This is a genomic window from Oceanobacillus sp. M60, assembly GCF_053839645.1.
Window position 1 is genome coordinate 216,983 of sequence record NZ_JBSSNH010000003.1, and the last position, 25,876, is coordinate 242,858.

Genomic DNA, 25,876 nt, shown 5'->3' on the forward strand with positions numbered 1-25,876 from the left:
ATCGTTCCTTCGATAACCCCTTGACAAAGAATAAAAGGTGAAGTGTAAAGCACCGCTGAGGCGGACCATTTTGCTTTCCGACGTACAGGACGTACTAGTGCAGACGTTGCAACAAATGTTTTCGATGGGGTTGCGATTACTCACCCCATCGAAAACATTTGTACGTCGGAAAGCGGAGTGGTTGGCCGGAGCGGAGCTAAGCACCATCACCAATTCCAAAAAGGCCGGATATTTCACCAAAATGCAAGCATGGTAATGGAGAACATGTTCACCCTGAAATAGCAAAATATATTTGCTTATTCTTAGGTGCGAAAGTTGAGTTATAAATAATAACAACTATCTTCTAAAGCCATGCAACTTAAATCCGCTGTCTACTTTACAAATAGTAATACAATAACACCGGCAATAATTAGAAGCAGAATTAAAATACCTGTACCTTTCCATCCTAACCCGCCAACTAAATCGGACAGGCCTCCACCATGAATACTGCTTGATGATTTTTTTAATTCCTCTTGCCGGAGTCTTTCTCTGGTTTCTTCGGGAGTTTCTTTGTCATTACGCATAAACGAACCCCACCTTTGATAATATTTCCTCTAACCATTGAAATAAGTCTCTTATCTGTGACTATAGCATATCCTAAATAAAATTTGTCACCATTTCTACAAACAATCCAATGAAAAGTATGATATACTATTTATAATAATTATAATCTAATATTAATTATAAATAAATGAAAATGATAATCAATATCAGAGATTTGTATGGTGTTAAAAGGGGGAGTGTAAAATGACGGGAACAAATAGCAGTGGTACTTTCTTATTGTATCTCAAAATACATGGAGAAATCATTGCCGCAGCAATAAGCGGAATACTTATTTTGACTGCCTGGATATTATCCGGCCATATTAGTCACGCCTTATGGATTACTTTATTGATTGCTGCTTTTTTAATTGGCGGTTTTGCAAAAGCGAAGGAAGGAATCACAGAGACATATAAAACCAAAAAATTAAATGTAGAGCTGCTGATGATTATTGCAGCTATTGGAGCAGCTTCCATCGGCTACTGGGCAGAAGGAGCTATCTTGATTTTCATCTTTTCTTTATCCGGTGCTTTGGAAAGCTATACGGAAAATAAAAATAAGAATGAATTGAAAAGCCTGATGAAGCTGCAGCCTGAAAGTGCTACCCTGCTAAATGGTGAGATAATAAGCATTAGTGAATTAAAACCGGGTGATTGCATTACTGTAAAATCAGGGGAGAGAATCCCGGCAGATGGAATTATTGTCAAAGGAGATACAACCGTAGATGAGAGTGCATTATCCGGAGAATCGATTCCTATTACTAAAACAGTAAGCGATGAGGCCTATGCTGGCACAGTTAATCTTGGCAGCAGTCTGCAAATTGAAATAAATACGTTACCGACAGAGACCATGTTTCAAAAAATTATCGAGCTGGTTCAAGATGCGCATGAAGAACGATCTCCCTCTCAGCAATTTATTGAGAAATTTGAAGGGGTATATGTCAACGTTGTATTGGTTACTGTTGCTGTGATGATGTTTCTTCCACATTTTTTATTTGGCTGGTCCTGGACTGATACCATCTACCGCGCCATGATTCTATTGGTTGTCGCTTCGCCATGTGCGTTAGTTGCTTCGATTATGCCGGCGACTTTATCCGCAATTTCCAATGGGGCGCGTCAGGGGATTCTGTTCAAAGGTGGTGTGTATGTAGAAGCTTTAGCTAAATTAGATGCGGTTGCTTTTGATAAGACAGGGACGTTGACCAAAGGAGAACCTGCCGTCGTTGATTATTTTATAAAGCAAGGAGAGAATAGCGAATCCTTGGCAAATGTTATTTATACGATGGAAAGTGAATCCATTCATCCGCTGGCTCAGGCTATGAAACAATGGGCGAGCGTATCCCGGGGAGGTCTAAGAGAGTTATCTGCAGCTGTCAAGCACCATAACGGAAAAGGGCTGTCAGCTGAATTGGATGGAGTGTCTTGGTGGATTGGTAATGCAGAATTGGTTGGAAAGCAGGACGCAGATCAGTTCCTGCAAGTCTTTACTCCACAAGAACAGGCGACGACCAATATATTTGTGCGAAAAGATGCGGAGATTATTGCTGTATTTTTGCTGAAGGATACTCTCCGGCAAGATGCTGTTGAAGCAATACAAGAGCTGAATAAGCTTGGTTTAAGAACGATTATGCTGACAGGTGATAATCAAGCAACTGCAGCAAGCATTGCTCAGGAAGCTGGAATTACAGAATTCCATGCCAATTGCTTGCCGGAGGATAAGGTAAATTATTTAAAGCAGCTGAGAGCGCACAACCAGCAGACAGCAATGATTGGCGACGGTGTAAATGATGCGCCGGCCCTGGCGACAGCTAACATTGGTGTGGCGATGGGCGCAGGAAGCGATATTGCTTTGGAGACAGCAAACGTTGTGCTGATGAAAAATAATTTAGCAAAAATGGTTAACGCGATTCGGATTTCGAAAAAAATGAATGCCATTGTAAAACAGAATATTATTTTTTCTCTTGCTGTCATAGCTATTCTGATTGCCAGCAATTTTCTGCAGATTATCAATATGCCGCTGGGTGTGATTGGGCATGAGGGAAGTACGATTCTTGTTATTCTTAATGGGCTGCGGATGTTAAAGGGTGAATAAAAAGTCAGCGGATACCGTCGTTCACATGCCAAATGAAGATAGCTCTGATTCACCATCATCTTATATACAATCAAGAGAGCCGATTGATGAAGAGTTGATGTTCTTTGATAAAGCAAAACAATAATGCGGAATTAACCGTATAGAAGCTTTTCCTGTCTTATTTCAGAAGGGAAAGCTTCTTTTCTATGCTGCAGCGGCTTTACGCTTCATATCCTGTTCAGCCTTCATTCATTATTTTATCCTGCGTTACTTTTTATTATTAAATATATCGCTGAGCACCTTCTCAAATCCAATTTCCGAGATTTCGTCAAACATCCCATCTACTTCCTCTTTGGATATATTCATGTTATTTTCATTCCAAAGCATCCACGTATGAATGATTCCTGAAAGCAAAAATTCAATGATATATTCCAATTTGATTTGATCTTTTTCATTTAAATCTTTTACTTGCTCCATTACTTTCGTTCGAGCTTCTTTTTTATATTCGTATAAATAATCTGGATCTCCATTTGGTCCAAGCAGCACCATAATCCGTTCATTCATTTTTTCGTTCAATTCGTCGTCATAGGATTGTTCTACTTCAAAGCGGGCTCGTTCTTTCTCTTCCTTTGTAATACTGCCCAGATCATGGTCTTGAAACCACTGTAAAACAGCTGAGATTAATTCTTCTGATGGTACAAGGCCTTGTTTGATTTCATTCAGTATATCGTATACGTCCGTATAATAATTATAAAAGGTTCCTCTGTTATATCCTGCGCGGTCTGTTATTTCCTTAATCGAAATTTTATTGATAGGTTTCTCTTTATAAATATCCCAAAATGCTTCCTGCAAATTAAATTTTGTCTGTTCTTTGACACCCATCATGAATCCCTCCTTTTTTCAACAAATGGACCCTAATTGTTCATTGTTTAATGATACGTATCTCCTTACAATAAATAATACAACATGTTGTTGAAATTTTGAATAGACAACAAAAAATTTAATAGGAGGAATTTTGCAAGTGAAGAATTTATCGAACTTTTCTATCAAGAGACCAAAATTCACGATAGTTGTGATGTTGGTCCTTTTAATTCTGGGCGGCGTATCGCTAACCAGGCTCCCAATTCAAATGATGCCAGAGATTGAACCGCCTGTTGCAGTTGTCGCAACAAGCTACCCTGGAGCAGGGCCTGAGGAAGTCTTAGACAGCGTTACAGAACCTCTGGAAGAGGATCTTTCTACCGTTACAGGGTTACAAAATATTTCCTCACAATCACAGGAAGCTTCCTCACTCGTTATTTTGGAATTTGATTATGATATGACGATAGATGAGGTGGAGAATGAAATAACTCGTACAATATCCTCTACGAATCTGCCGGAACAGGCGGAAGAGCCAAGTTTTATCGAATTTGATATTTCCATGATGCCGAGCATACAAATGGCAGCGACGTCTACGAATGGAGACACAGCAGAATTTGAAAATCAGGTCAATGATTTGGCAAATGAACTGGAATCGATTCAAGGAGTCGCATCAATTAATATTAATGGTTTAATGGAAAGGGAAGTAGCTGTTGAATTAGATACAGAAGCACTAAGTGACTATAATCTCTCTCAATCGGATATTGCCGGAATGATTGAAGCGAATAATATTTCGATGCCTATTAATACAATTGAAGATACAGAGCAGGGTTATAACATTTCTACTCGTACCATGAATGAATTGGATGGATTGGATGAACTGCGGGAACTCGTTTTGCTCGACATGCCTGATGAAGAGGTAACATTGAATGACGTGGCAGATATTTCTATTTCCGAAGATAATGGCGGCGTCATTACCCGCTTTAACGAGGAAGATGCTGTTCAGCTTGAAATGATGTTAGCTGACGGGGCGAATGCATCTTCTGTAAACGCAGAATTTAATGAAGAATTGGATGCTTTGCTTGATGACGAGGAATATGAACAGCTTTCTGTCAGTACACTTTATGACGAAGGCGAGTATATAGATATGGCAATCGACAGTATCTATGTTTCCTTGATCAGCGGTGCGGTATTAGCAATGTTTGTGCTGTTTGCATTTATACGAAATCTGAAAGCTCCATTGATTATTGGATTATCAATTCCATTTTCCGTCATCACTACCTTTGCTTTGCTGTTTTTCACAAATATCAGCATTAACATGATGACATTGGGTGGTTTAGCACTTGGAATTGGGATGCTGCTCGATAACTCAATTGTTGTTATTGAGAATATCTATAGACATCTGTCGATGGGTAAAAATCCGAAACAAGCAGCAAGAGAAGGAACCAGGGAAGTGGTTACAGCAATCCTTGCTTCTACATTAACGACAGCTTCTGTATTTTTACCAGTCGTGTTTGTTACTGGTCTGGTAGGGCAGTTATTTACGCCATTAGCAATTACGGTTGTATTCAGTCTGCTGGCTTCCCTATTTGTAGCGGTCACGGTAGTACCGATGCTGGCAAGCCGTATTTTGACGGTACCGAAAAATATGGATGAAACGAAGCGGAAGCAAAAAGGATATATGAAACGATTGAGAAAGGCTACTGCATGGTCGTTGCGGCACAGGGCCTCTGTACTGTTTGCAGCTGTTATTCTGTTCCTTGCTGGTGCCTTTGGTTTGGCTGTGCAGGGAATGGAGTTTATGCCAGAGCAAGATGAAGGGTTTTTAACCATAGAGGTGGAAAAAGAACAGGGAACCTTACTGGAAGACACCCTGGCAACTGTAGAAGATATTGAAGCAGAACTGGATAATCATGAGGAAGTGGACGCTTATCTAAGTACAGCTGGTTCATCCGGTATGATGTCTTTTGCAGATGAAAGCAATACAGCAACCATAAGCGTGCAATTAACAGATGCAAGTAACCGAAATATGACCACTTCTGAATTTATCAATGAAGTGGAAGATGATATTCAAGATACAGATGCATCCGCAGAAATCAATGTTATCCCGATGTCACAGGCTGGCGCCGGGGAACCAAATACAGTTGTACTGAATGTTTCCGATAATGATGAAGAACGTCTGGATGAAGCAGAAACAGACATCATCAATGAATTGGAGGACGAAGCGGATATTAACAGTGTGACATCCAGCAATTCAGGGACAGTGGAAGAATTGCAAGTAGTTGTGGATAAAGCAGAAGCGCGTGAAAATGGTTTTCAGCCGGCACAGGTAGGAGAGGCTCTATATGAGGCAACCAATGGTGTCGAAGCTTCTACAATAGAAGAATCCGGCGGCTACACCACAATCAATGTGAAATATCCTGCAGATGTCTTAGAAAGTGAAGAGGCATTTGAGAATATCTCTATCCCAAATGATGAAGGAGAGTATATCGATTTAGGCGATATTGCATCGTTAGAAGAGGCTGAATCGCCTACGCTTATAAATAGAGATGAGATGACAGATACAAGGGAATTAACGGTTTCGTTCAGCGACAGCCTTTCTTTAAATGAAGCAAGTCAGCTGATTGATGACGTTATTACAGACCTTGACCTGCATGAAGATACAGAGCATTCTATGGGCGGCGATATGGAAATGCTCAATGATGCCATTCCGCAATTAATCCTTGCAATTGCACTTGGAATCGTATTTATCTACCTTGTCATGGTTGCTCAGTTTGAATCATTTAAAGCACCATTTGCTGTTATTATGACAATTCCATTAGCATTTATTGGGGTTGCTTTGTCTCTGTTAATTACCAATAATCCGCTGAGTGTCATAGCAATGGTAGGTATTATTCTGCTTATCGGAATTGTTGTGAACAATGCAATCTTGATTGTCGATTATATCCAGCAGCAGAAGGAAAAAGGAATGTCTGCTTATGAAGCGATTGAAATCAGCGTTCAAGACAGATTCAGACCGATTCTCATTACAGCTGTTACAACGATTCTGGGTATGCTTCCGCTAACGCTGGAAATCGGTGAAGGCATGGAAGGAATTGCACCAATGGGGATTGTTGTTATCGGCGGCCTGACTGCAAGTACGTTCTTAACCTTGTTTATCATTCCGATTATCTACAGCTTTATTGATCCGGAAACAAGGAAGATGAACAAGAAATATATGACGCCGGATGGAGAAATCATCACGCAGCGTCAAGTTGATGAGAGAAAGGAACAGGAAGCTGCTGCTTCTTATGAGCAGAGTGAACAAGAAGCAGATGATTCTCCAGAGGAAAACACAGGTTCAGAACAAAAATAGTAACCAATGTAATAGAATAAAATAATGTTTAAAGAGTAATCCAAACTTATTCAAGCTAAGAATAGGTTTGGATTTTCTTTTTTAGGATGTTCAAAAGAGACCTAAAAATATTATCCTACCTGGCGGTTATTGTCGAATTATTTTGCCCTTTCTGTCTTACTTTGTAATATTTTAGATAGATTCTACTTCCGGCTGTTGAAAATCGAAAGGTTCAAAAATGCTAATGTGGGAGGGATATTCATGAACAGTCTTAGGCATTTGTCAGACGAGCTCTTGCAGGAGTCCTTGAGAAATGCAGTAAAATTAAAGCTGGAACAGAATTTTTGTGCAACATTAAGAGATGAAATCAGCCAACGGGCAGAAAGGAGCAAAAAAGGCACCAGAAAAGCGATGGACATGACGAACACTTTTGAATGGTAATAACGGCAAGAGGTTCTATTGTCCTTTAATTGGTAATTGCTGAAACCGGAAGTAGAATCCCCCAGTCTGAATTTCAGGCTGGAAAGAGCAGCGTTGGTACTGAATGGTACGCAGCGCTGCCTTCTTTTTTTGTTAATAGATATACTTAGTAATCGTTGTCGAATTTTAATATTTTTAGAGATGAAATATTCATTGAGACAAAAGAATAACGTAATGAAAATTGTTGGAAATTTCCCGGGAAATAGTTTGGGAGGGTTATGAAATGAATTTTGCAAGGGAATTTTTTGTTATTAATAGAGAAGTACATCAATAAATAGTAATAAATTACTTTTATGGAATATATAGTTCATTATTTTGAATGGAATAATAGAAGGAGGCAAATTATTACTTATTTATTTTTAACTGACTTCCTTTAGAATCTTTTTTAGTAATACGTATACTATAATAAATTCAAATTAAATTCTCCGCTCTGTTGTAGAGCAACATAGATCTGTTATAGAAATAACGTAATAGATGGAATCATATTTAAAGAAAGGAATGTTATATTTGACGTCATGTTTAACAGTGTAGGAATTTAGGAAAAAGGAATAGCAGGTGGCAAAGCAATATCTCAACAAATGGAAAAGACAGCTGATATCCTGAAAGAACAATAGCCGGATAAAGTCATTATTTTTGGCGGGGGCTGCTCCATGGACCAAGTACCATTTGATTATTTGAGTGGAAAATATGGAGATAAGCTAGGGATTTTATGGTTGGATGCACATCCTGATATTGCAACAACAAATGGTTCGTCAAATGGGCATGAGATGGTTGCAGCGAATTTGCTTGGAAAAGGTGCGGATCAATCTGTTACCAAAGTGAAAAATCCAATTTCTACAAGTCATATGATGTATGCAGGATTAATAGAAAAGAATTTACGTGATAGAGATAAACTAGTAAAGGAATTAAATGTACGCTTTGCCGGTCCGGATGAGCTAAAAGAGAATAGCCAGCTAATCATAGATTGGATAAAGGAAAACAAAATCGAATATTTAGCTGTTCACTTTGATCTGGATGTCTTGTCTCCAAAAGATTTCCGTTCCGTTTATCCGGCAGAACCATATACGGATGCAGAAGATTTTCCTGCTGCAGTGGGAAAAATGAAGCTTGCTGAAGTGGTCCGTGTACTGAACGATGTTTCAGGAAAAGCTGAAATTGTAGGACTTGGGATTGCTGAACATCTGCCTTGGGATGCTATTAATCTTAGAAAAGCACTTTCTGAAATCTCGATTTTTGATGATTAATTTCATTACACTAATATTATACCGCTATAAATCATTGATTTGTTTTGAGCTATCTACGTTCAAATTTGCTTGATTGAAATCTAAATTCCAGCCATCCGCGATTGATTTTCCTGTTTTCTCTATTTAGAAGCGGAAGTCTTGCAGCCAGTTATACTGCGATAAAAGCAATTCTTAAAAGATTTTATATTTGGAATAACTATAAAAGGAGTGTTTTATCACAAATTTTATCGGGAAAATGTAGGAATAAGAGCCACTTATCTAAAATGTAATTAATGAAGTCGCAGCGAACTTTGCTGCTTATGGAATTACAGCGGAATTGGTAATAAAAACAGCATAGAGATCTGGTTCGTTTATTCCAGAACGGTTGGACATATTCTATTATCTGGATTAAAAACGGTGGTTGAGCATAAGCAGTTGGAAAAATGAAAGTAATTATCATTCAAAATCAGGTATGCATAGCAAAAGGGTATTCATGTGTTATACCGAATTTGAAAAAAATCAAGAAGGAGAGAACAACATGGAAAAAAAGATATTCATTCAGACAGGTACAGGAGTAGATCTCCATGGACAGGACGTGAACCAAGCTTCAGAGCGTGCCATTAACAATGCGATACAATCTAATTCAATGCCAGGTATTCAGGACGCTCTTCCTAATCAGGATTTAAATAATATGAAGGTAAATGTGAAATTAGGCATCCCCAGAGATCTGGAGGACTTGGATGAGGAAAGAATCAAAAAGCTAATACCATATGGCGATGTGTCGGTGGAAAAACTGGAAGGAGGCTTGGCCTCGACAAATGGTATCTATCTAAGTGAGCAAAAGGATAAAAATGACCTGATGTATATTGTCAATGCCGTTGTGGAAGTAGGGTATTAATTAAGACAGAAGGGAAGGAACCGGCGCCGGTTCCTTCCCTTTTTCAACCGGATAACTGTCTAAAAGCCATTATCAATCCTTCCTCGGGGCAATCCCTTTAATAAGCATCTCTGTCCATTCTTCGGTATAGGGAGCGATTTTCTCATAAATCTGCGGCTTGGAAATGCCTTCTACAATTGCCTGGAAATAAAGAATCAGAAATTCATCGGAATATTTCAAGTCCACTTTTCCCTCTTTACGGCCGCGATGGAATAAATCCAATAGCATGCCGTAATTTACTTCATTAAATTTCTGCATCATTAAAGATAGACCTTCCTCATCCTTTTTCGTGAAAAAATCCATCATTCGCATATAAAATTGGTGATTGATTTTATCTAAATAGCTGATTTTATTTTGGCTTAATGCAATCAGTGTTTCTTCAAAAGAGTGATTTTCAGCTATAATTTCTTTGGCATCGGTAATCAATTGATTAATAAAGTCCTGAAAAACTTCACGAATCAGATTATCCTTGCTGCCAAAATACTTAAAAAGGGTAGCTTTTCCGACATTTGCATGCTTTGCGATTTCCTCCATGGTTACATTGCCGGCATCTGTATCTCCGTTTATCAGCTCAAAAGCTGCTTCTAAAATCTTTCGTTTCTTTTCCTCTGTTCTTTTTTCAAAACCATTCACATATATAACCTGCTTTCCGTTGAACATTCAATAAAATTTCTAAAAATGAATGCATCTCTTCCTATTTATTATATCTGTCTAATTATGAACTGGCAAATAAAAAATAGTATATATTATATTGACTTCATTTATAAAAAGGAATAATATTGAACTGTAAAATAGTTTTGTGGTTTAAAACTTTTTATTTGAAGTATTATTTTGAACTGTGGTGTGGTGAATAGTTTTGTTTAGTTTTTTGAACGATTAAATAGGCAGAACTGGGTAAAACAGCGTATGAAATGAAGGAGAGAAGGAGTGTCAGCCTTATGACAAAAATTGTGAAATTACAAGGCCTGCAAAAGAAGTTTGGTAAGTTTCAAGCGTTAAGTGATGTGACTTTCACTGTAGAAGCGGGAGAAGTTGTTGGTTTTATCGGTCCCAACGGTGCTGGTAAGTCAACGACAATTCGTGCTTTATTAGGAATTATTAAGCGGGATGCCGGGCAGGCAGAAATTTTTGGAAAGGACGTTTGGAAGGAAAGCCTGGAAATCCATAAACGTATTTCTTATGTGCCGGGAGATGTCGCGCTCTGGGGAAGTCTGACCGGGGGAGAAATTATTGATTTGTTTATGAAGCTGCATGGGGGCGGAGATAAGCAAAAACGTGATTATTTAATCAAACGTTTTGAACTGGATCCGAAGAAAAAGGCCAAGGGGTACTCCAAAGGAAACCGGCAAAAAGTTGGCTTAATCGCTGCTTTATCTGTGGAATCCGATTTATATATTTTTGATGAGCCGACTTCTGGTCTTGATCCCTTGATGGAAGCGGTCTTTCAGGAAGAAGTAGAAAAAATCAAGGAAGCAGGAAAGTCCATTTTACTGTCTTCTCATATTTTGAGTGAGGTAGAGCGTTTAGCTGACAGGGTCGTTATTATTCGTCAGGGGGAGATTGTAGAGTCCGGGACATTAGATGAATTAAGGCATTTGACTCGCTCTGCTGTCACCTTATCAACCGAAGGAGATGTTTCGCAAATGGAATTTGTAGAGGGTATCCATGATTTTACACAGAAAGATAACGAAGCGACATTTTCTGCTGATAATAAATACATCAATGCTATTTTAACGGAGGCAACGAAGCTTGGTGTGAAAAAGTTTGAAGCGGTACCGCCGACACTTGAGGATTTATTTATGCGGCATTATGAGGGATAAAAGCTGACAGGGAGGTGAAAGGCAATGAAGGAAAAATTTGCACGTTGGGATACCTTGTTTTTACAGTATCTAAAGCGTGATTGGAAAAAGATTATTTTTTGGATTTTGGGAGTAGGTTTATTTTCAGGAGGCTTTGTTCCTGCGTTTGAAGAAATAGCAAAGGGGCAAGGGTTAATAGGAATGTATGAAACACTGCAAAACCCTGCGATGATCTCCATGGTCGGTCCCACACCAATTGAAACGGCAGCGGAATATACATTAGGAGCGATGTATGCACATGAGATGTTATTATTCTGCGGATTATTTGCGATGATTATGTCTGTTCTGCATATTGTAGGTCACACACGTAAAGAGGAAGATCTCGGGCTGACGGAGCTTGTACGCTCTTTTCAAATTGGTAGACAGGCAAATTCGCTTGCAGCAATGGCAGAAGTGATTGTTATTAATGTATTATTGGCGCTTTTTATTAGCGGTCTGTTAATGATTTTTAATGTTGATACGGTTTCTGTCCACGGCTCCATTCTATTTGGAACGTCGATTGGGGTAGCCGGCGTGATTGGAGCAGTCATTGGACTGGTGATGGCGCAAATCATGCCGGCTTCATCCAGTGCCACAGGCTCAAGCTTAGGTTTGGTCGGGCTGCTCTATATTATTCGTGCTGGAACGGATGTATCGAATGTGGATTTATCCATGTTCAATCCGCTCGGCTGGACGTATTTGACTTATCCATTTACAGAGAACAACTGGCTCCCGATTATTTTTGCCCTGATTTTTAGTGCAGTGATGGTAAGCCTTGCTTTTGCACTGGAAGGCGGGCGTGATATGGGTGCGGGTTACTTGCCTGAGAGAGAAGGCAGAGAGCATGCAAGACGGTCTCTATTATCGGTGCAGGGATTGTTTGCCAAACTGAATAAGGGAGTTATTATTGGCTGGCTGATTGGCTTTGCAGTGATGGGCGCAGCGTACGGCTCCATTTATGGGGATATGCAGACATTTCTGGAAAGTAATGAAATGATGGCGCAAATGTTTGCACAGTCAGGCGTTTCTATTGAAGAATCTTTTACAGGAACAATTATGATGGTCATGATTGTTTTGGTATCTATTCTGCCAATCGTTATTGTGAATAAGCTTTTTGCGGAAGAGAGCCGTTTGCATTTAAGCCAGCTTCACGCTACAAAAGTCACGCGCGGTCAATTTTACTGGACGACAATCGGGTTAGCAATTTTGTCCGGGTTAATTGGAACCTTGCTTGCTGCCGGAGGTCTTGGAGGTACGGCTATCTCCGTTATGGGCGACCATGGTGCGCTCAGCATCGGCGATTTTCTGGCTGCGGGCTATAACTTCTTTCCATCCGTCTTATTCTTTATCGGACTTGCAGCTTTAGCACTTGGATGGGCACCGAAGTTAGGGAAAATAATTTATGCGTATCTTGGTTATTCCTTTATCCTGAATTATTTTGGAGGTATTTTGGATTTACCGGGCTGGTTCTCGAAAACAGCCATCCAAAGCTGGATTCCGCAAATGCCGATGGACCGTTTTGATGCTCCAGTTTTTATGGTTATAACGGGCATTAGTATTGCTTTAATGATAATTGGTTACCTCGGCTATAATAGGCGGGATATGATAGAAGGAGCTTAACCTCTAAAAAATTCATTTAATCTTTGAAAGTCAATTTGTTCCATATGCGGATGGGATAGATTGGCTTTTTCCTGTTTTGTAAAGTTTCTGTAAATTTTTTAGATGATAGATTGAACTGGTTGCGCTTTAATGGTAAATTAATAACGAAATTCGATATCAGGGTTCGATATCAATACTTCAGGGGATGAATCAAATTGGAAGAAAAAATATTAAGAAAGTTATTTTTGGGATTTATTCAAATCCATATACTGCATCATGCAATGGAACACCCGATTTTTGGTGTATGGATGCTGGATGAATTAAGGGAGCATGGATACAAGATAAGTCCAGGAACCTTATATCCGATTCTTCACTCGATGGAAAAGGATGGACTATTGAGTATGGAAGAACGTAATGCAGGCGGGAAAATAAGAAAATATTATACGGCTACCGATAAAGGGCGGACCGTGCTGGAGGAAGCTCGAGAGAAAGCATATGAACTGTTTAAAGAAATTAAAGACTGACAGGGAAGGGTGTACTGGGTGAATCATATTACAACATCAAAAGAGAAATTCAAACTACTATTCGAAATTCTGCTTATTTCTACACGGCTGGGATTGACATCTTTTGGCGGACCGATTGCGCATCTTGGATATTTTCATGAGGCATATGTCCGGAAAAGAAAATGGATGGATGAAAAAAGTTACAGCGACTTAGTTGCACTGTGTCAGTTTTTACCTGGGCCAGCAAGCAGCCAAGTTGGTATTGGTATTGGTGTCATGCGCGGAGGCATCCTCGGGGGGATAATATCTTTTATTGGCTTTACGCTGCCTTCTGTCATAGCGTTGATTATTTTTGCTTTGATCTTACAAGGTTCAGCTATGGAAGAGACTGGGTGGATTCAAGGGTTAAAAATCGTAGCAGTTGTTGTTGTAGCGCATGCGATTTTAGGAATGGCTCAAAAATTGACACCGGATTTAAAGCGCAAATCCATTGCGCTGTTCGCGTTAGTTATCACTTTATTATGGCAAACAGCCTTTACTCAAGTTGGCGTTATTTTATTAGCAGGCCTCATTGGTTATTTGGTATATAAAAATCATGCTGAGAACGAAGAATCGAAATTCGTTTTTCCGATTTCTCGAAAGCTGGGGGGCATTTGTTTATCGCTTTTTTTCGGATTGCTTATTTTGCTTCCGATTTTAAAAGAAGTGACATCTCTGAATTGGATTGCTATGTTTGATAGTTTTTACCGCTCTGGTTCACTTGTTTTCGGCGGCGGACATGTTGTTTTGCCGTTGCTGGAGCGTGAATTTGTACTGACAGGCTGGATGGACGAGACCTCCTTTTTGGCCGGCTATGGGGCGGCACAGGCTGTGCCTGGACCATTATTTACATTTGCTGCATATATTGGCGCTGTTATTAACGGATGGACAGGCGGGGTGTTGGCAACTGCAGCTATCTTTTTGCCGGCATTCTTATTGATTTTAGGTGCGCTGCCATTTTGGAATCAAATCCGTCAAAATCAAAAAATGAAGGGAGCTTTGATGGGAGTAAATGCAGCTGTCGTAGGGATTTTAATTTCGGCTTTTTATCATCCTATTTGGACAAGTGCTATCCTGGGTCCGATTGATTTTGCTTTTGCGGCTATCCTATTTAGTATGCTGGTCTATTGGAAGCTGCCCCCTTGGGTGATTGTTGTGTCCGGGGCGGTTGGAGGCGCATTCCTATCGCATCTATAATGTCCGCAGGAATTTTTAATCCGTATAATTAAAAGTGAAAAAGAAAAAACACATCAAGCATGTCAGCTTGATGTGTTTTGCTGTTTACCTTGACCCCACCAGCCTGCTTTCTTGTAAATCATAATTACAATAGCAGCGCCAAGCAAGAGAACAATTGGAATTACCCAGGTAAACCCAAGTGCGAAAAGAATCGGAGCAAAGGTAACAATAATAATATCAACAGGTGCAACTCCAACATACCCCAGTGCATAGTCTTCCGGTGTCCGGCTTTTCAGTTCCGGATCAACAATTCGTAAAAGGGCAAGTCCCATCGCCACAGTACCTGTACTCCATCCCCAGCCGAAAATAGATTTCTCCAGCCAAAAATCTCTAAATATATTTGGACCGACAAAACGGAAGAGAATATATGCCCAAAGTATTCCAAAGGCAAACAATAAAATCAGCGGCAATGCATAATCCATCACGACCGTAATATTGATTGAAGCAATACCAAAAGCAACCAGGAAATCAGTAGCTGTTCCGCCGATACGCTCCATTACTCGCCCGTCAATATATTTATCAGCCTTTAACTGCCGGCTGATGCCCTGAAAGACTAAGCCCAAAATGAAGGCGACGCTGAATAGCGGTATGGACACAGCTGGTATCCATTCTGTCAATAAATTGGTTAACCAGTAAGATATGCCAATTAAAAAAGCGATAATTGCCAGATGGAGAACAAGCGGGTCAATCGAATTGGATGATACCGTTTCTTGTCCCATTGCAGAACGTTTGGAAGCCGGCATTAAACCAGATTTTAGTTCAGAAGGGAGATCCCTAAAGCTTGAAATAAATGTGGTATGTCCGTTTTCCGTACTGCGTTTAATAAGAAAAAGACCTCCTAAAACAGCAACCAGAATTCCTACAGTAGCAGAGGTCATGCCAAGATCCATTGCTTCTTCCCAGCCGGCATGTGCTAACCCTTCTCCTATAGCAGCTGCAGTACCATGCCCTCCTAGGAAACCTGCTCCTAAAATAAGTCCAAAACCATCAGGCAAGTCCCTGAAGATAGGGTTTAATAGAAGTAAAGCAAATAGGACGCCTGCTCCCCACATGGATAATGTTAAGATAATGGAGTAGGAGAACATATCACGAACGCGGTGAAATACCTCTGATAATCGCACTTTCGCAGCGCCGATTGGAATCGCTCCAAAAATAACTGCAATCAGCAATGTAGGGTAGCTGCTGAATTGCTCTGAAAAGGGCAGAATACCAACCCCGCTGGGACCAAATGCAAGTCCGAGAAATCCGGCAATCATGCTGGCCGGCAAGAATAGCGATTGAATCCATTTCACTTTTGCCCGTAGGATTGTTCCTGCTAATAGTAATCCTGAAATAATACTAATATCTATCATTAATGACCAAATTGTAAAGTTTTCCATTTCTAATAAAATTCCTCCTTCATTGATGTATATTGAAAAAATAGTTAGGGTTTTGTGCGAAATGTTCGCAAAAAGATGGCTAATTTTTTGGGGGCAGAGAAATAATGTACAGATTTATTATTGTACCATATAAGCAGATTTTTTCCATAGCTAACAGAAAAGAAATAATCTTGATTAAAAGGTAATAAATGGTTTGGATAGGATGTGGTTTTGTCTATGAAGTAAAAAGAAGAGGGTATTATTTAATTAGTGAGTACAGTTAAACAACCGTAACAACGCTTGCTTCAAAGTAGCGGGTGAAATAAATACAATTAGGCGGGTTAACGACTTGAATCACTCAACTGACAGGTCTTTACGATGGGACGAGGAATACCAATAGTTTTCGTCAGGACTGAAATCCCTCGTTCCAACGAAAACTATTGATTTTTTTTTTGGAACATAACCTTGAACCGCTTATTGGGTATACATTTCATACAACTGATCCAGTTTTTCTTCTAATTGTTCAAAACGGACAAAACGGTCCTCCCGGATATATTCTTTGCCGTCTATAATCAAAAGCATGATTGGGACAGTAAAAATCAAGAACTTTTCTGCTACTTCTTCCACCTTGGAAGCATCAATATGTCCCAGGTGGATAAGAGGGTAGTCATCCAGCATTTCGGTTAGCTTTGGCAAAATGGCATGGCATACACTGCAATCCGGTCTGGAAACGAAAAGGAAGCTTAACGCATGATTATTCAAAAATTCTTCAGCCATTTCTATGGTAGTCAGTTCGTATACCTTTTTCATTCTGCGCCTCCTTTGTAACGCTATTTAGGACTTATACGTTTTCTAATATAATTCAATCAGGTTGATAAAACAAATGCTTTATTCAGTATATAATAAATTTCAATTTTTACGTTTCTATATTTCAATATTAATGGGCGATTTGGCCGCCATCAATCACATAGGTTTGAGCCATCACAAAGCTCGCTTTATCGGATGACAAGTAGAGCACGGTTTCTGCAATTTCATCTGGTGTTGCTGCCCGGTCTGCAGGAACGTTTCCTATCATTTCCTCACGTATTTCGGGATCTTCTAATTTTTCCTTAGCTAGTGGTGTTGCAGTTACTCCGGGTGCTACAGCATTAACGCGTATGCCTTTATCCGCATATTCAATTCCGGCAGCCTTTGTTAACCCGACAACACCGTGTTTAGCAGCAACGTAAGGGGACATATCGGGATCAGCAATCAATCCGGCAACAGAAGCCGTATTGACAATACTTCCGCCGCCTGCTTTAACCATATATTCGAGCTCATACTTCAAGCAAAGGAAAACGCCTTTTAAGTCAACGGCAACCGTTTGGTCAAAATCTTCTTCTGTAGTATCAATAAAAGAAGCAATTTTAGGCAGAATCCCTGCATTGTTAAAGGCACAATCTATTTTCCCAAAGTGACCGGCTGTTTTTTCTACAAGTGATTTTACCTGATCAGCATTGCTCACATCTGTTTTAAAGAAAACCGCATCTCCGCCATTGGCTTTAATTTGTTGAACGACTTTATCGCTATCTTCGTTTATATCGCCAATCGCTATTTTTGCTCCGCGTTCAGCAAATTTTACCGCCGTCGCTTCTCCAATCCCGGAAGCTGCTCCGGTAATTAATACAACCTTGCCTTCAAAATCTTTTTCCTGAGCCATACGTATCCTCCTCAAAAATTCGTTAATCCTTTATAAATTCCCGTTTTTCTTTAAAGTTATGCATCGTTAAATGAAAGACTGTACATGACATGCAAAACGCTTCCCCTGTAAAGACGGAGGAAGCGTTTTGTAATGCTGATATAGGATTTTTCGCAAAGAATTAATTCTTTATTTTTTAGTAAGTTTTTTAATCTCTTCTTTGCTTAATTTTGTGATCTCTGCGATTTGGTTGAACGGCATTCCTATTGCTATCAATTCTAAAGCTATTTCTTGATTTCGCTTTTTTATCCCTTCCTCTATTCCTTCCTGCTTTCCTTTCTCCAATCCTCTCTCAAAATAAGAATTCGGCAGCTGCAAAACCATGTCTTTTTCCTCCTCCGGTAAGTTCTCCATTTGCTCCATCATTTGTGCTTCCTCCTCTTTGTTTAGTTTTAAATAAGTCTCGAAATAACCATACAGGAATTCCATTTGTGCCGGGTTGATTTTCATCCGGGTGATCATGCGCAGAAACTCCAGCTTTACCTGAACCCGCTCATGCGCTTCATACCCCATTTGACTGAGCAATGCTGCGGCGGCCGGGTTGTCTGATTGAATATATGCTCTCCAGTCTTTCTTGATTAAGTGTAATTGTAAAAAGTTAAATTGAAGTACGTCTTGGGTGGGGGTATCGATTCTGAATTGCGTCGGTTCTTCTTTTTCCCTATTATAACTCAAAACAGCGATGGGTTGAATGGGTTTGCGGTGTTTGGCGTAAAGGTAAGAAAAATAGAGAAACATTCTTTCAGGGAAGTCCGCTTCATGCGTTGATTGTGCTTCGGTATGAATATGCAGGATTTTGTCTTCGTGATTCAGCTTTACTTCGGCGAGGACATCTATTTCCTTCTTGCGGCCATTGATATAGTCCAGATATACTTCTTGCTCAAGGAAGGACACGTTGGAGAAGTCAATGTGAGGGTGGAGATTGGGGAAAAACGCTTCGATAAACTCTTCAAAAAACTCTTGTATCAGCTTTTTCGTCAGCCGATCATGCTTCATGTAGTCTGCTTCTTCTTCGTAAATAACCGGGAATGTAAACAATAGGACACTTCCTTTCTTTGAATTGTCTTTATTTTACCAATCATTTACAAATAAAGCTATATAAATTGAAATTAATAGCTACCGCTACAGAAAAACACTACGCTTTCCGTGGGCTTGAGCTCAGCCTCCTTTAAAGAAGACTTGCTGATTGGCAAGCCATCAGGCGCAGACAGAAGCAAAGTCGCACTTATGCCCCGCGGGTAGAAAAAAAGAAGTTCGCTTTTTTTCTGCGGGGTCTTCCCTCCGCGCTTTCCCACGACGGACAGGACGTCCTAGTGTCGGTCGTTGGTCACAGGACGTGACCGTTCTTAGCCGACCAGGAGTCTCCGTGTTTTTCTTCCGGGACTGGGACTGCGGTTACTCGCCCCACCGAAAACCATTGCGATTACTCGCCCCATCAAAAACCGTCGCTGGTTACTGTTTTCAATCATTATTTCGTGATTTTTATAAGAAAAATAAAGTGAATTTCTTACTTCAATTTATATAGTCTTATTTTAGATGATTTTCAGCTAAACTGTAATAAACCTTCATTTTATCAGTACTCTCGCAAGTCCCGTAAAATGAAGGTTTTCATTATATAAAACACCTATAGTTTTTATTTTATTATAGATAACGGTTTGGAAAATTACTATGCAAGTTTCATTGCAGGCCATTATATTTTCCGCTCCAACAGCATCGCAGTCAATTCATACAAGGTCTTTTTATAATCCCCGACCGGCAGTTTGTTTAAGGATTTTAATGCCTTGTCTGTATACTTCAGAGCAAGCCACCTGGATTTTTCTATGCCTTTTGTTTTTTCGACAATAGCTAATATCTCCATTAATTCTTCATCTGTTAAATCAGCTTTCTTATCTAAATAAGGATGTAATTGCTCTGGCTGTTCACGTAATGCGTAAATCAGCGGCAGGGTATACACGCCTTGACGAATATCCGCAAGCGTAGGTTTTCGCATGGTGTTGAAATCACCTTTAAAGTCTAGTATGTCATCGATAATCTGAAAGGCCATGCCAATATAGTGCCCCATATTCCAGGCGAGCATGGTCTGCCTTCGTGTTGCTTGACTGGTCACTGCTCCTGAATAGCAGCTGACAGCAAAGAGCTGCGCGGTTTTTCCGGAAATACGCGTTAAATAATCTTTGATGCTGGTTCCCTTTTGGTAGCGCGCATGGAGCTGATCCAGTTCCCCTGTGAGAATCTTTTCCATACTGCGCGCATTAAACTCAAGATGTGCTAATGTGCGCGCGTACTTAGATAAAATAGTAAAGCAGACACAAAATAAATAATCACCGGAATAGATGGCAAATTGATTGCCCTGCTGGGTATGGATGGTTGGATTTCCGTGGCGGAAGTCTGCTTCATCAATGACATCATCATGGATCAGAGTGGCCATATGCAAGGTTTCCAGTGCTGCGGCAACGGCTATCGACCTTTCTTTTTCCTGATGTGTTACGTCCCCAATCTGGGAACATAGAAGCGTATAGGCAGGACGCAATAATTTTCCTCCTGAATAGACCAAATCCTTAATTGTAGCTTCGATTTGTTTATCGTGGATTTGCAGGTGAGATTCAATCACCTGTAAAACGGATTGTAAATCAGATTGTAAACGGGGATAAGGTTCCCACATTGGATGAACAGGAATAGTTGGAATCGCCATCATGATAACCTCCATTTAACGAGCATAAGGATTTTTCTGTAGCCAAAGCTATGATACTTGATTGGGTTGCGTATATTTCATTTCTTGCAGGTCCCGGTAATAGTCCAGTTTTTCTACGTGATTTAATAAATAATTAGCTGCCAGACCCATGGCAATGCCTGATAAAATCCCGAAAAAAGATAAAACTGGGAGGTAGAGAAGTACCGTCCATGTTTGGGCAATCCAGCTGGCAATCGTTAATTGTCCAATATTATGCATAATAGCGCCGGCTACGCTGACTCCAATCAAGCTGATTCGGGATGGTCCGAGCTTTTTTACTCCACACATGCCGATAAAGCTTAATATGGCGCCGGCCGCACTATACATAAAAGAGGAGAGTGTACCTCCCAAGAGGGTAGCAAGGATAATCCGTATCATCACAACCTTAGACGCATCTTTTGTAGAGAGCGTGTATAACGCCATGCACGTAATAATATTCGCTAAACCGATTTTTGCACCTGGAGCGATGGCAAAAGGGGAGGGGATGGCTCTTTCTACTAAACTGATAATGACTGCCTGCGCAGCTAATAATGCAATGTATACAAGACGCTGGTTATTTGTCATCGCCAGACCCTCCCAATCTATTTCCGAACGTGTATATAAGCTGCTCAAAATCGATTTAAGAGCTGATAATCATATCTTCTGTTTCCCCGCTGTCTGATTGAATCTCGACTACAAGCTTATGAGGCAGGCAGACAATCGTCTGTCCCGGCATGGAAATATAGCCGGTTCGCACACAGATTTGGTCAGAGCAGGTAGCACTTTTGATATGAATGCGTTCATTGTCTACTTCAATAATGTTATTGTCATGATCGGATACCTCAATCTCAATTTCTCTGGTTTCGGTATTCCCTGTCAGCTGGATTTCTTCTACAATTTCATTATCTACTGTAATCACCGCAACGTTTACTGAATCTTCTTCAGCATATTGTGACTGCTGTAAAACAAAGATGCCAATAGGGAGAAAAGATAGAAGAACCAACAGGATAACAAGAATAACATCCCAAGGTTTCAGCATATGATAGAAATCCTTCATGCCCATCCCCCCCTTATAGCTCATTCAGTAAATATTGACTCATCTCCCCGGCAAAAGCCGGGCTGCCCGATGTTTTTATTCACGATCTTTATAGATAGCCTGCTCTTTTCCATACCAGAATCTTCCCAGTGTTCTTTGCAGCCATGGAACAGCCCAGTAATCTAAACCAATGGAACGTCCGGAACCATTCATTAAGGCGATAGAAGCAGGGAGTGCCCAGATTTGATCCCAGCCGAGCATTGCGGATAAAGTAAACATCATCAGGAATCCGGCACTTGCAGCACTGGCAAGCCAAGTGAAAAGGCCGAATACAATAGCAAGGCCGATGAATAACTCAATGAAAGCCATAACCTTCTGCATAAAGATAGCTACTTCCGGTGTCGGCAGCATAATCTGCATAAACCATTCAAAAATACCTGGCATATCACTTAAAATAGGAGTGGCCCATTCTGCACCGCCATCTACCGCTTCACTTGCACTGCTGGTGGTTGTTTGCAGCCATTCAAATGGCATGTTCACGCTGTTCCCGGTCAGCCAGGAATCTTCTCCGAGTCCCTGAAATAATCGAGAAATACCTGCAGAGCCTGAGGTGACTTCACCCCAAACAGATTCTCCCCAAATTTTAGAGGCTGCTTCATCGAGCCAAAAACCGCCGACAAATAATCGCAATGGCAAGCTCCACAAAACATTTCCATATCTGGTAATTGTATCTCTGAAAATGTTGCGCTTATCCTTGGTTTGGAAAAATTCATGCATAATATAATGAAACATATAATAGCCGCTTCGTATCCCGAAGAAATAATACAGGTTAACCAAGTGCTTCATCAGATTAGCCAGCCAGCCGCTTAAACGCAGCCCCATTAAATTCGCCACACCATATCTGGCTCCGATGGAAACCATCGTGCCATGGTATTTCCCTTCAAATGCTTCTTTTTGGCCATTATCGATTTCCGCAATAATGGATTTAGCTGCTGTCACACCTGTCTGTTCGGCCGCTTCGACAATTTGCGGCGTCGGCTTGCCTTCCTCTTCTTCAAAATAGGCTAAGTCGCCGATAACATAGACGTTCTCCAAGTTTTCTGCTTCCATATATTCATTTACTTTCAGACGTCCTGCTCTGGCAGTCGGGATACCGTAATCTTCTGTATCCGAATTTGCCTTGACCCCGGCTGTCCAAATCAATGTGTGTGTGGAAAGGGTTTCACCTGATTTAAATACGACGGCGTCTTCTTTCACCTCCACGATTGGTGAATTTTTAAGCAATGTCACGCCTTTTTTATTTAAATACTTTTCTGCTTTATCTGCACTTTTTCGGTCCAGCATATTTAAAATAGAGGAGGCCGCTTCGACTACATACAGCTGAATTTCTTCTTCGTCCAGTTTATTTTCCTTTGCTAAACGGTATTTCCACTCGATAAGCTCTCCAATCATTTCAATACCGGTAAAGCCGGAACCGCAAACTGTAAAGGTGAGCATGGCACGGCGTTTTTCCGGGTCATGTTCTAATGCTGCCCGTTTGACGACATCCTCTAAATGATGCCGGATGCGAATCGCATCTTCCCAGGACCAGAGGGTAAAGCCGTTCTCTTTTACACCTGGTGTACCAAAGTCGTTTGCTTCGCCGCCCATCCCGAGAATAAGGTAGTCATAAGCGAATTCACCGTGTTCCGTGGTGACGGTCTTCGTATCATGATCGACGTTGGTAACATTGTCTGTGACGAGTTTCACTTTGGTGCGGTTAAATAATTTTCGTAAATCAAATTGAATAGCAGATGGTTCTACCCGGTGTGCAGCTACTTCATGTAATTCTGTCATCATGGTGTGATAGGAATGTCGATCTATCAGAGTAATAGAAACAGAATCATCACGTTTGTATTTTTTGGCCAGCTTCTTAGCTGCATGCACCCCTGCGTAGCCGGCGCCAATAATAACAATATTTTTCTCCGCCATTGTATTCACTCCTTTGTAATCAAAATAGATAATGTTAACTTTGTGAACTGTTGAACAATTTTATTCTAACATATTCATAAAAAAAGTCTATAGATTTGATAAATAGTTCACAAATTAAAAATAAAATATCAAATAATCAGGTGTGTCATTTTCATGACAAAATCCCTGGTAATAATAGATTTGTTTGTGTTTTTTATAGACATGATACGAAATAAATTATACAATAAACATGTAATATTTGTGAAATTATTCACAATTAAAATTATGTAAATATTTGTGAATTAAATCACATGAGAGTAATTATTATGGTGTTTATTAACATTCACAAGGGCGAGGGAGGTATGAAAATGAAGAAACAAATTGGTATCTCACTGATGCTGCTGATGCTGATTATTGCAGGCTGTTCTAAAAATGCCGATTCATCAAGCGATGCATCATCATTAATCAGCAATCCATATAGTGAGACAGAATTTTTACTGGGAACAGTTATCACGATAAAGGTGTATGACAAGGATAAAGAGTCGGCGTTAGATAAGGTGTTTGACCGAATTGAAGTATTGGAACAGCAAATGACTGCCAATGAAGCTGGGTCGGAAGTGGCTGAAATCAATGAACAGGCCGGAAAAGACCCTGTCGAGGTGTCAGAGGATGTATGGCAGGTGATTAAGCAAGGAAAGGATTACAGTGAATTGGCAGAGGGCTCCTTTGATATTGCTGTCGGTCCATTAACCAGCCTTTGGAATATCGGGATGGATGATGCAAGAAAACCGTTGCAGGAGGAAATTGATGACATACTGCCGTTGATTGATTATGAAAAAATAGAACTCGATGAAGCAGAGCAAAGCGTGATGCTGACAGAATCCAGTATGCGGTTAGACCTGGGAGCAATTGCGAAGGGTTATATTGCTGATGAAGTCATAGAACTGTTAGAGGAGGAAGGGGTCACCACTGCTGTGGTTGATTTAGGAGGCAATATATATGTTATGGGGAACCAGACATCAGGTGATCCCTGGGTTGTTGGTGTTCAAAATCCATTCTTGCCAATGGGAGAAACTGTTGGCAGATTGACTGCTTCGAATCAGTCTATCGTTACTTCTGGTATTTATGAACGTTTTTTAGAAGTGGGGGGTGAAATCTATCATCATTTATTAAATCCGCAGACTGGCTATCCGTTTGAAGGAGAGCTTGCCAGTGTTTCGGTTATCAGTGAGCATTCAATTGACGGGGATGCACTTTCGACACTGCTATATTCAAAAGGGTTAGAGGAAGGATTGGACTTTATTCAACAGATGCAGGATGCAGAAGCCATCTTTGTGACAAAGGACAAAAATGTTTATATCACCGATGGATTAGCCGGCAATTTTGAACTGACAGATGAGGAATTTACGTTAATAGAATAGGTGAGGGGAGCGGGCTATGATGACACTGTCTACGTTTTTAAAGCTGGTAGAAATTCGCACAAAGTTAGCTAGTTTATTTCCGTTTTTAATTGGACTATTATTTGTTATCTATCGTTATGATATGTTTGAACCGCTAAACACAGCTATTTTCTTTAGTGCCATGCTGCTGTTTGATTTAACTACAACGGCTATCAATAATTACATGGATTATAAGAAGGCATTAAGTGATGACTATCGCAGACAATCCAATATTATCGGACAGGAAAATATCCCTGAAAAGAGAGTGGTGGCCACGATTATTACCATGCTGGCGATAGCTTCACTATTAGGGATTTGGCTGGTATTTCGTACGGATTTATTTGTGCTGGTTATTGGCATGCTTTGTTTTGCGATTGGTATCTTTTATACATTTGGACCGATTCCGTTGTCCCGTATGCCGCTTGGAGAGGTGTTTTCCGGTGTGACGATGGGATTTGGCATTACGTTTCTAGCTATCTATGTCAATGCCGCTAATCAGGGAATAGCCCATTTAGGCTGGACCGGACGCATGATTACCTTTGAAATGGATGTCCTGCTGCTGCTGGAGATTTTCCTGGTCTCGCTCCCCTGTATACTGACCATTGCGAATATCATGCTGGCAAATAATATCTGTGATCTGGAAGAGGATATTGCCAATAAGCGTTTTACCCTGCCTTATTATATCGGCAGAAAGCATGCTTTGTTATTATTCCATCTGCTTTATGTACTCACATTTGCAGCGATTGTAACTGCTGTGCTGCTTCAGGTGCTGCCTGTCTATGCCTTGCTTGTATGCCTGGTGCTGATTCCAATCACGAAAAGCATCAGACGGTTTAGACAAAAGCAGAGTAAGCTGGAAACTTTTCCGTTATCTTTGAAAAATATGATGCTCGTAAATGGAACGATGGCGATTACCTTGCTTGTATCCGTCATTTTGTAATCTTAGAGA

At 40.4% G+C, this 25,876-nt stretch carries 23 protein-coding genes; 12 read left to right on the top strand and 11 right to left on the bottom strand.

The annotated features are described in order from the left end of the window. Positions 1 to 371 precede the first annotated feature (371 nt). Complete coding sequence (locus tag ACW0TQ_RS08975; protein WP_256705959.1) at positions 372 to 563, bottom strand: DUF6366 family protein; 192 nt, start codon at positions 561 to 563, stop codon at positions 372 to 374. A 223-nt stretch (positions 564 to 786) separates the two neighbouring features. Here ACW0TQ_RS08975 and ACW0TQ_RS08980 point away from each other — a divergent pair, with 223 nt between their 5' ends. After that, complete coding sequence (locus ACW0TQ_RS08980) at positions 787 to 2,670, top strand: heavy metal translocating P-type ATPase (RefSeq protein ID WP_368901831.1); 1,884 nt, start codon at positions 787 to 789, stop codon at positions 2,668 to 2,670. Further along, positions 2,663 to 2,794 (top strand): hypothetical protein, encoded by a 132-nt coding sequence (locus ACW0TQ_RS08985; RefSeq protein WP_368901830.1) that lies wholly within the window; start codon positions 2,663 to 2,665, stop codon positions 2,792 to 2,794. The genes ACW0TQ_RS08980 and ACW0TQ_RS08985 overlap by 8 nt, the downstream gene beginning before the upstream one ends. 122 nt (positions 2,795 to 2,916) lie before the next feature. On the opposite strand, the gene ACW0TQ_RS08990 is transcribed toward ACW0TQ_RS08985, so the two are convergent. After that, the gene (locus ACW0TQ_RS08990; RefSeq protein ID WP_139089090.1) at positions 2,917 to 3,534 is read right to left on the bottom strand and encodes a TetR/AcrR family transcriptional regulator; all 618 of its coding nucleotides are present in this window, start codon (positions 3,532 to 3,534) and stop codon (positions 2,917 to 2,919) included. A gap of 136 nt (positions 3,535 to 3,670) precedes the next feature. Here ACW0TQ_RS08990 and ACW0TQ_RS08995 point away from each other — a divergent pair, with 136 nt between their 5' ends. The 4 genes from ACW0TQ_RS08995 (at position 3,671) to ACW0TQ_RS09010 (ending at position 9,442) form a co-directional block, all read left to right on the top strand. Further along, a complete protein-coding gene (locus tag ACW0TQ_RS08995) occupies positions 3,671 to 6,862 on the top strand; it encodes an efflux RND transporter permease subunit (protein WP_246529042.1) in 3,192 nt (1,063 codons plus the stop codon). Positions 6,863 to 7,102: 240 nt separating this feature from the next. Then, positions 7,103 to 7,282: a sporulation histidine kinase inhibitor Sda gene (sda, locus tag ACW0TQ_RS09000; RefSeq protein WP_042532737.1), complete on the top strand. Its 180-nt coding sequence runs from the start codon at positions 7,103 to 7,105 to the stop codon at positions 7,280 to 7,282. A gap of 668 nt (positions 7,283 to 7,950) precedes the next feature. After that, entirely contained in the window at positions 7,951 to 8,565 is a 615-nt protein-coding gene (locus ACW0TQ_RS09005; protein WP_256706292.1) for an arginase family protein, read from the top strand. A gap of 517 nt (positions 8,566 to 9,082) precedes the next feature. Continuing rightward, entirely contained in the window at positions 9,083 to 9,442 is a 360-nt protein-coding gene (locus ACW0TQ_RS09010; RefSeq protein ID WP_042532738.1) for a Lin0512 family protein, read from the top strand. 72 nt (positions 9,443 to 9,514) lie between these two features. On the opposite strand, the gene ACW0TQ_RS09015 is transcribed toward ACW0TQ_RS09010, so the two are convergent. Beyond that, positions 9,515 to 10,114 carry a TetR/AcrR family transcriptional regulator gene (locus ACW0TQ_RS09015; RefSeq protein ID WP_042536094.1) on the bottom strand — a complete coding sequence of 200 codons (600 nt, stop codon included), beginning with the start codon at positions 10,112 to 10,114 and terminating at the stop codon, positions 9,515 to 9,517. A 305-nt stretch (positions 10,115 to 10,419) separates the two neighbouring features. On the opposite strand from ACW0TQ_RS09015, the gene ACW0TQ_RS09020 reads away from it, so the two are divergent. From ACW0TQ_RS09020 to ACW0TQ_RS09035, 4 genes are all read left to right on the top strand, one after another. Continuing rightward, complete coding sequence (locus ACW0TQ_RS09020) at positions 10,420 to 11,301, top strand: ABC transporter ATP-binding protein (RefSeq protein ID WP_042532740.1); 882 nt, start codon at positions 10,420 to 10,422, stop codon at positions 11,299 to 11,301. 24 nt (positions 11,302 to 11,325) lie between these two features. After that, a complete protein-coding gene (locus ACW0TQ_RS09025; protein ID WP_455725586.1) occupies positions 11,326 to 12,939 on the top strand; it encodes an ABC transporter permease in 1,614 nt (537 codons plus the stop codon). A gap of 194 nt (positions 12,940 to 13,133) precedes the next feature. Continuing rightward, a complete protein-coding gene (locus ACW0TQ_RS09030; protein ID WP_042532745.1) occupies positions 13,134 to 13,442 on the top strand; it encodes a PadR family transcriptional regulator in 309 nt (102 codons plus the stop codon). An 18-nt stretch (positions 13,443 to 13,460) separates the two neighbouring features. After that, a complete protein-coding gene (locus ACW0TQ_RS09035) occupies positions 13,461 to 14,657 on the top strand; it encodes a chromate transporter (protein WP_455725587.1) in 1,197 nt (398 codons plus the stop codon). A gap of 62 nt (positions 14,658 to 14,719) precedes the next feature. Here the strand turns inward: ACW0TQ_RS09035 and ACW0TQ_RS09040 are convergent, their stop codons facing one another. The 8 genes from ACW0TQ_RS09040 to ACW0TQ_RS09075 form a co-directional block, all read right to left on the bottom strand. Continuing rightward, on the bottom strand, positions 14,720 to 16,075 hold the full coding sequence (locus ACW0TQ_RS09040) for a sodium/glutamate symporter family protein (protein ID WP_368901827.1): 1,356 nt from the start codon (positions 16,073 to 16,075) through the stop codon (positions 14,720 to 14,722). A 453-nt stretch (positions 16,076 to 16,528) separates the two neighbouring features. Further along, on the bottom strand, positions 16,529 to 16,864 hold the full coding sequence (locus ACW0TQ_RS09045; protein WP_193063185.1) for a thioredoxin family protein: 336 nt from the start codon (positions 16,862 to 16,864) through the stop codon (positions 16,529 to 16,531). Between the two features lie 127 nt (positions 16,865 to 16,991). Further along, on the bottom strand, positions 16,992 to 17,753 hold the full coding sequence (locus ACW0TQ_RS09050) for an SDR family NAD(P)-dependent oxidoreductase (protein WP_455725588.1): 762 nt from the start codon (positions 17,751 to 17,753) through the stop codon (positions 16,992 to 16,994). Positions 17,754 to 17,921: 168 nt separating this feature from the next. After that, a complete protein-coding gene (locus ACW0TQ_RS09055; protein WP_455725589.1) occupies positions 17,922 to 18,830 on the bottom strand; it encodes an Rpn family recombination-promoting nuclease/putative transposase in 909 nt (302 codons plus the stop codon). 652 nt (positions 18,831 to 19,482) lie between these two features. Then, complete coding sequence (locus tag ACW0TQ_RS09060) at positions 19,483 to 20,469, bottom strand: polyprenyl synthetase family protein (protein WP_289584868.1); 987 nt, start codon at positions 20,467 to 20,469, stop codon at positions 19,483 to 19,485. Positions 20,470 to 20,532: 63 nt separating this feature from the next. After that, a complete protein-coding gene (locus tag ACW0TQ_RS09065; RefSeq protein WP_042532755.1) occupies positions 20,533 to 21,087 on the bottom strand; it encodes a Gx transporter family protein in 555 nt (184 codons plus the stop codon). A 55-nt stretch (positions 21,088 to 21,142) separates the two neighbouring features. Next, a complete protein-coding gene (locus tag ACW0TQ_RS09070) occupies positions 21,143 to 21,559 on the bottom strand; it encodes a NusG domain II-containing protein (protein ID WP_332094214.1) in 417 nt (138 codons plus the stop codon). Positions 21,560 to 21,634: 75 nt separating this feature from the next. After that, a complete protein-coding gene (locus ACW0TQ_RS09075; protein ID WP_332094213.1) occupies positions 21,635 to 23,509 on the bottom strand; it encodes an FAD-dependent oxidoreductase in 1,875 nt (624 codons plus the stop codon). Between the two features lie 347 nt (positions 23,510 to 23,856). Here ACW0TQ_RS09075 and ACW0TQ_RS09080 point away from each other — a divergent pair, with 347 nt between their 5' ends. Further along, complete coding sequence (locus ACW0TQ_RS09080) at positions 23,857 to 24,909, top strand: FAD:protein FMN transferase (RefSeq protein ID WP_193065353.1); 1,053 nt, start codon at positions 23,857 to 23,859, stop codon at positions 24,907 to 24,909. Between the two features lie 19 nt (positions 24,910 to 24,928). Then, positions 24,929 to 25,867 carry a 1,4-dihydroxy-2-naphthoate polyprenyltransferase gene (gene menA / locus ACW0TQ_RS09085; RefSeq protein WP_455725649.1) on the top strand — a complete coding sequence of 313 codons (939 nt, stop codon included), beginning with the start codon at positions 24,929 to 24,931 and terminating at the stop codon, positions 25,865 to 25,867. Positions 25,868 to 25,876 lie beyond the last annotated feature (9 nt).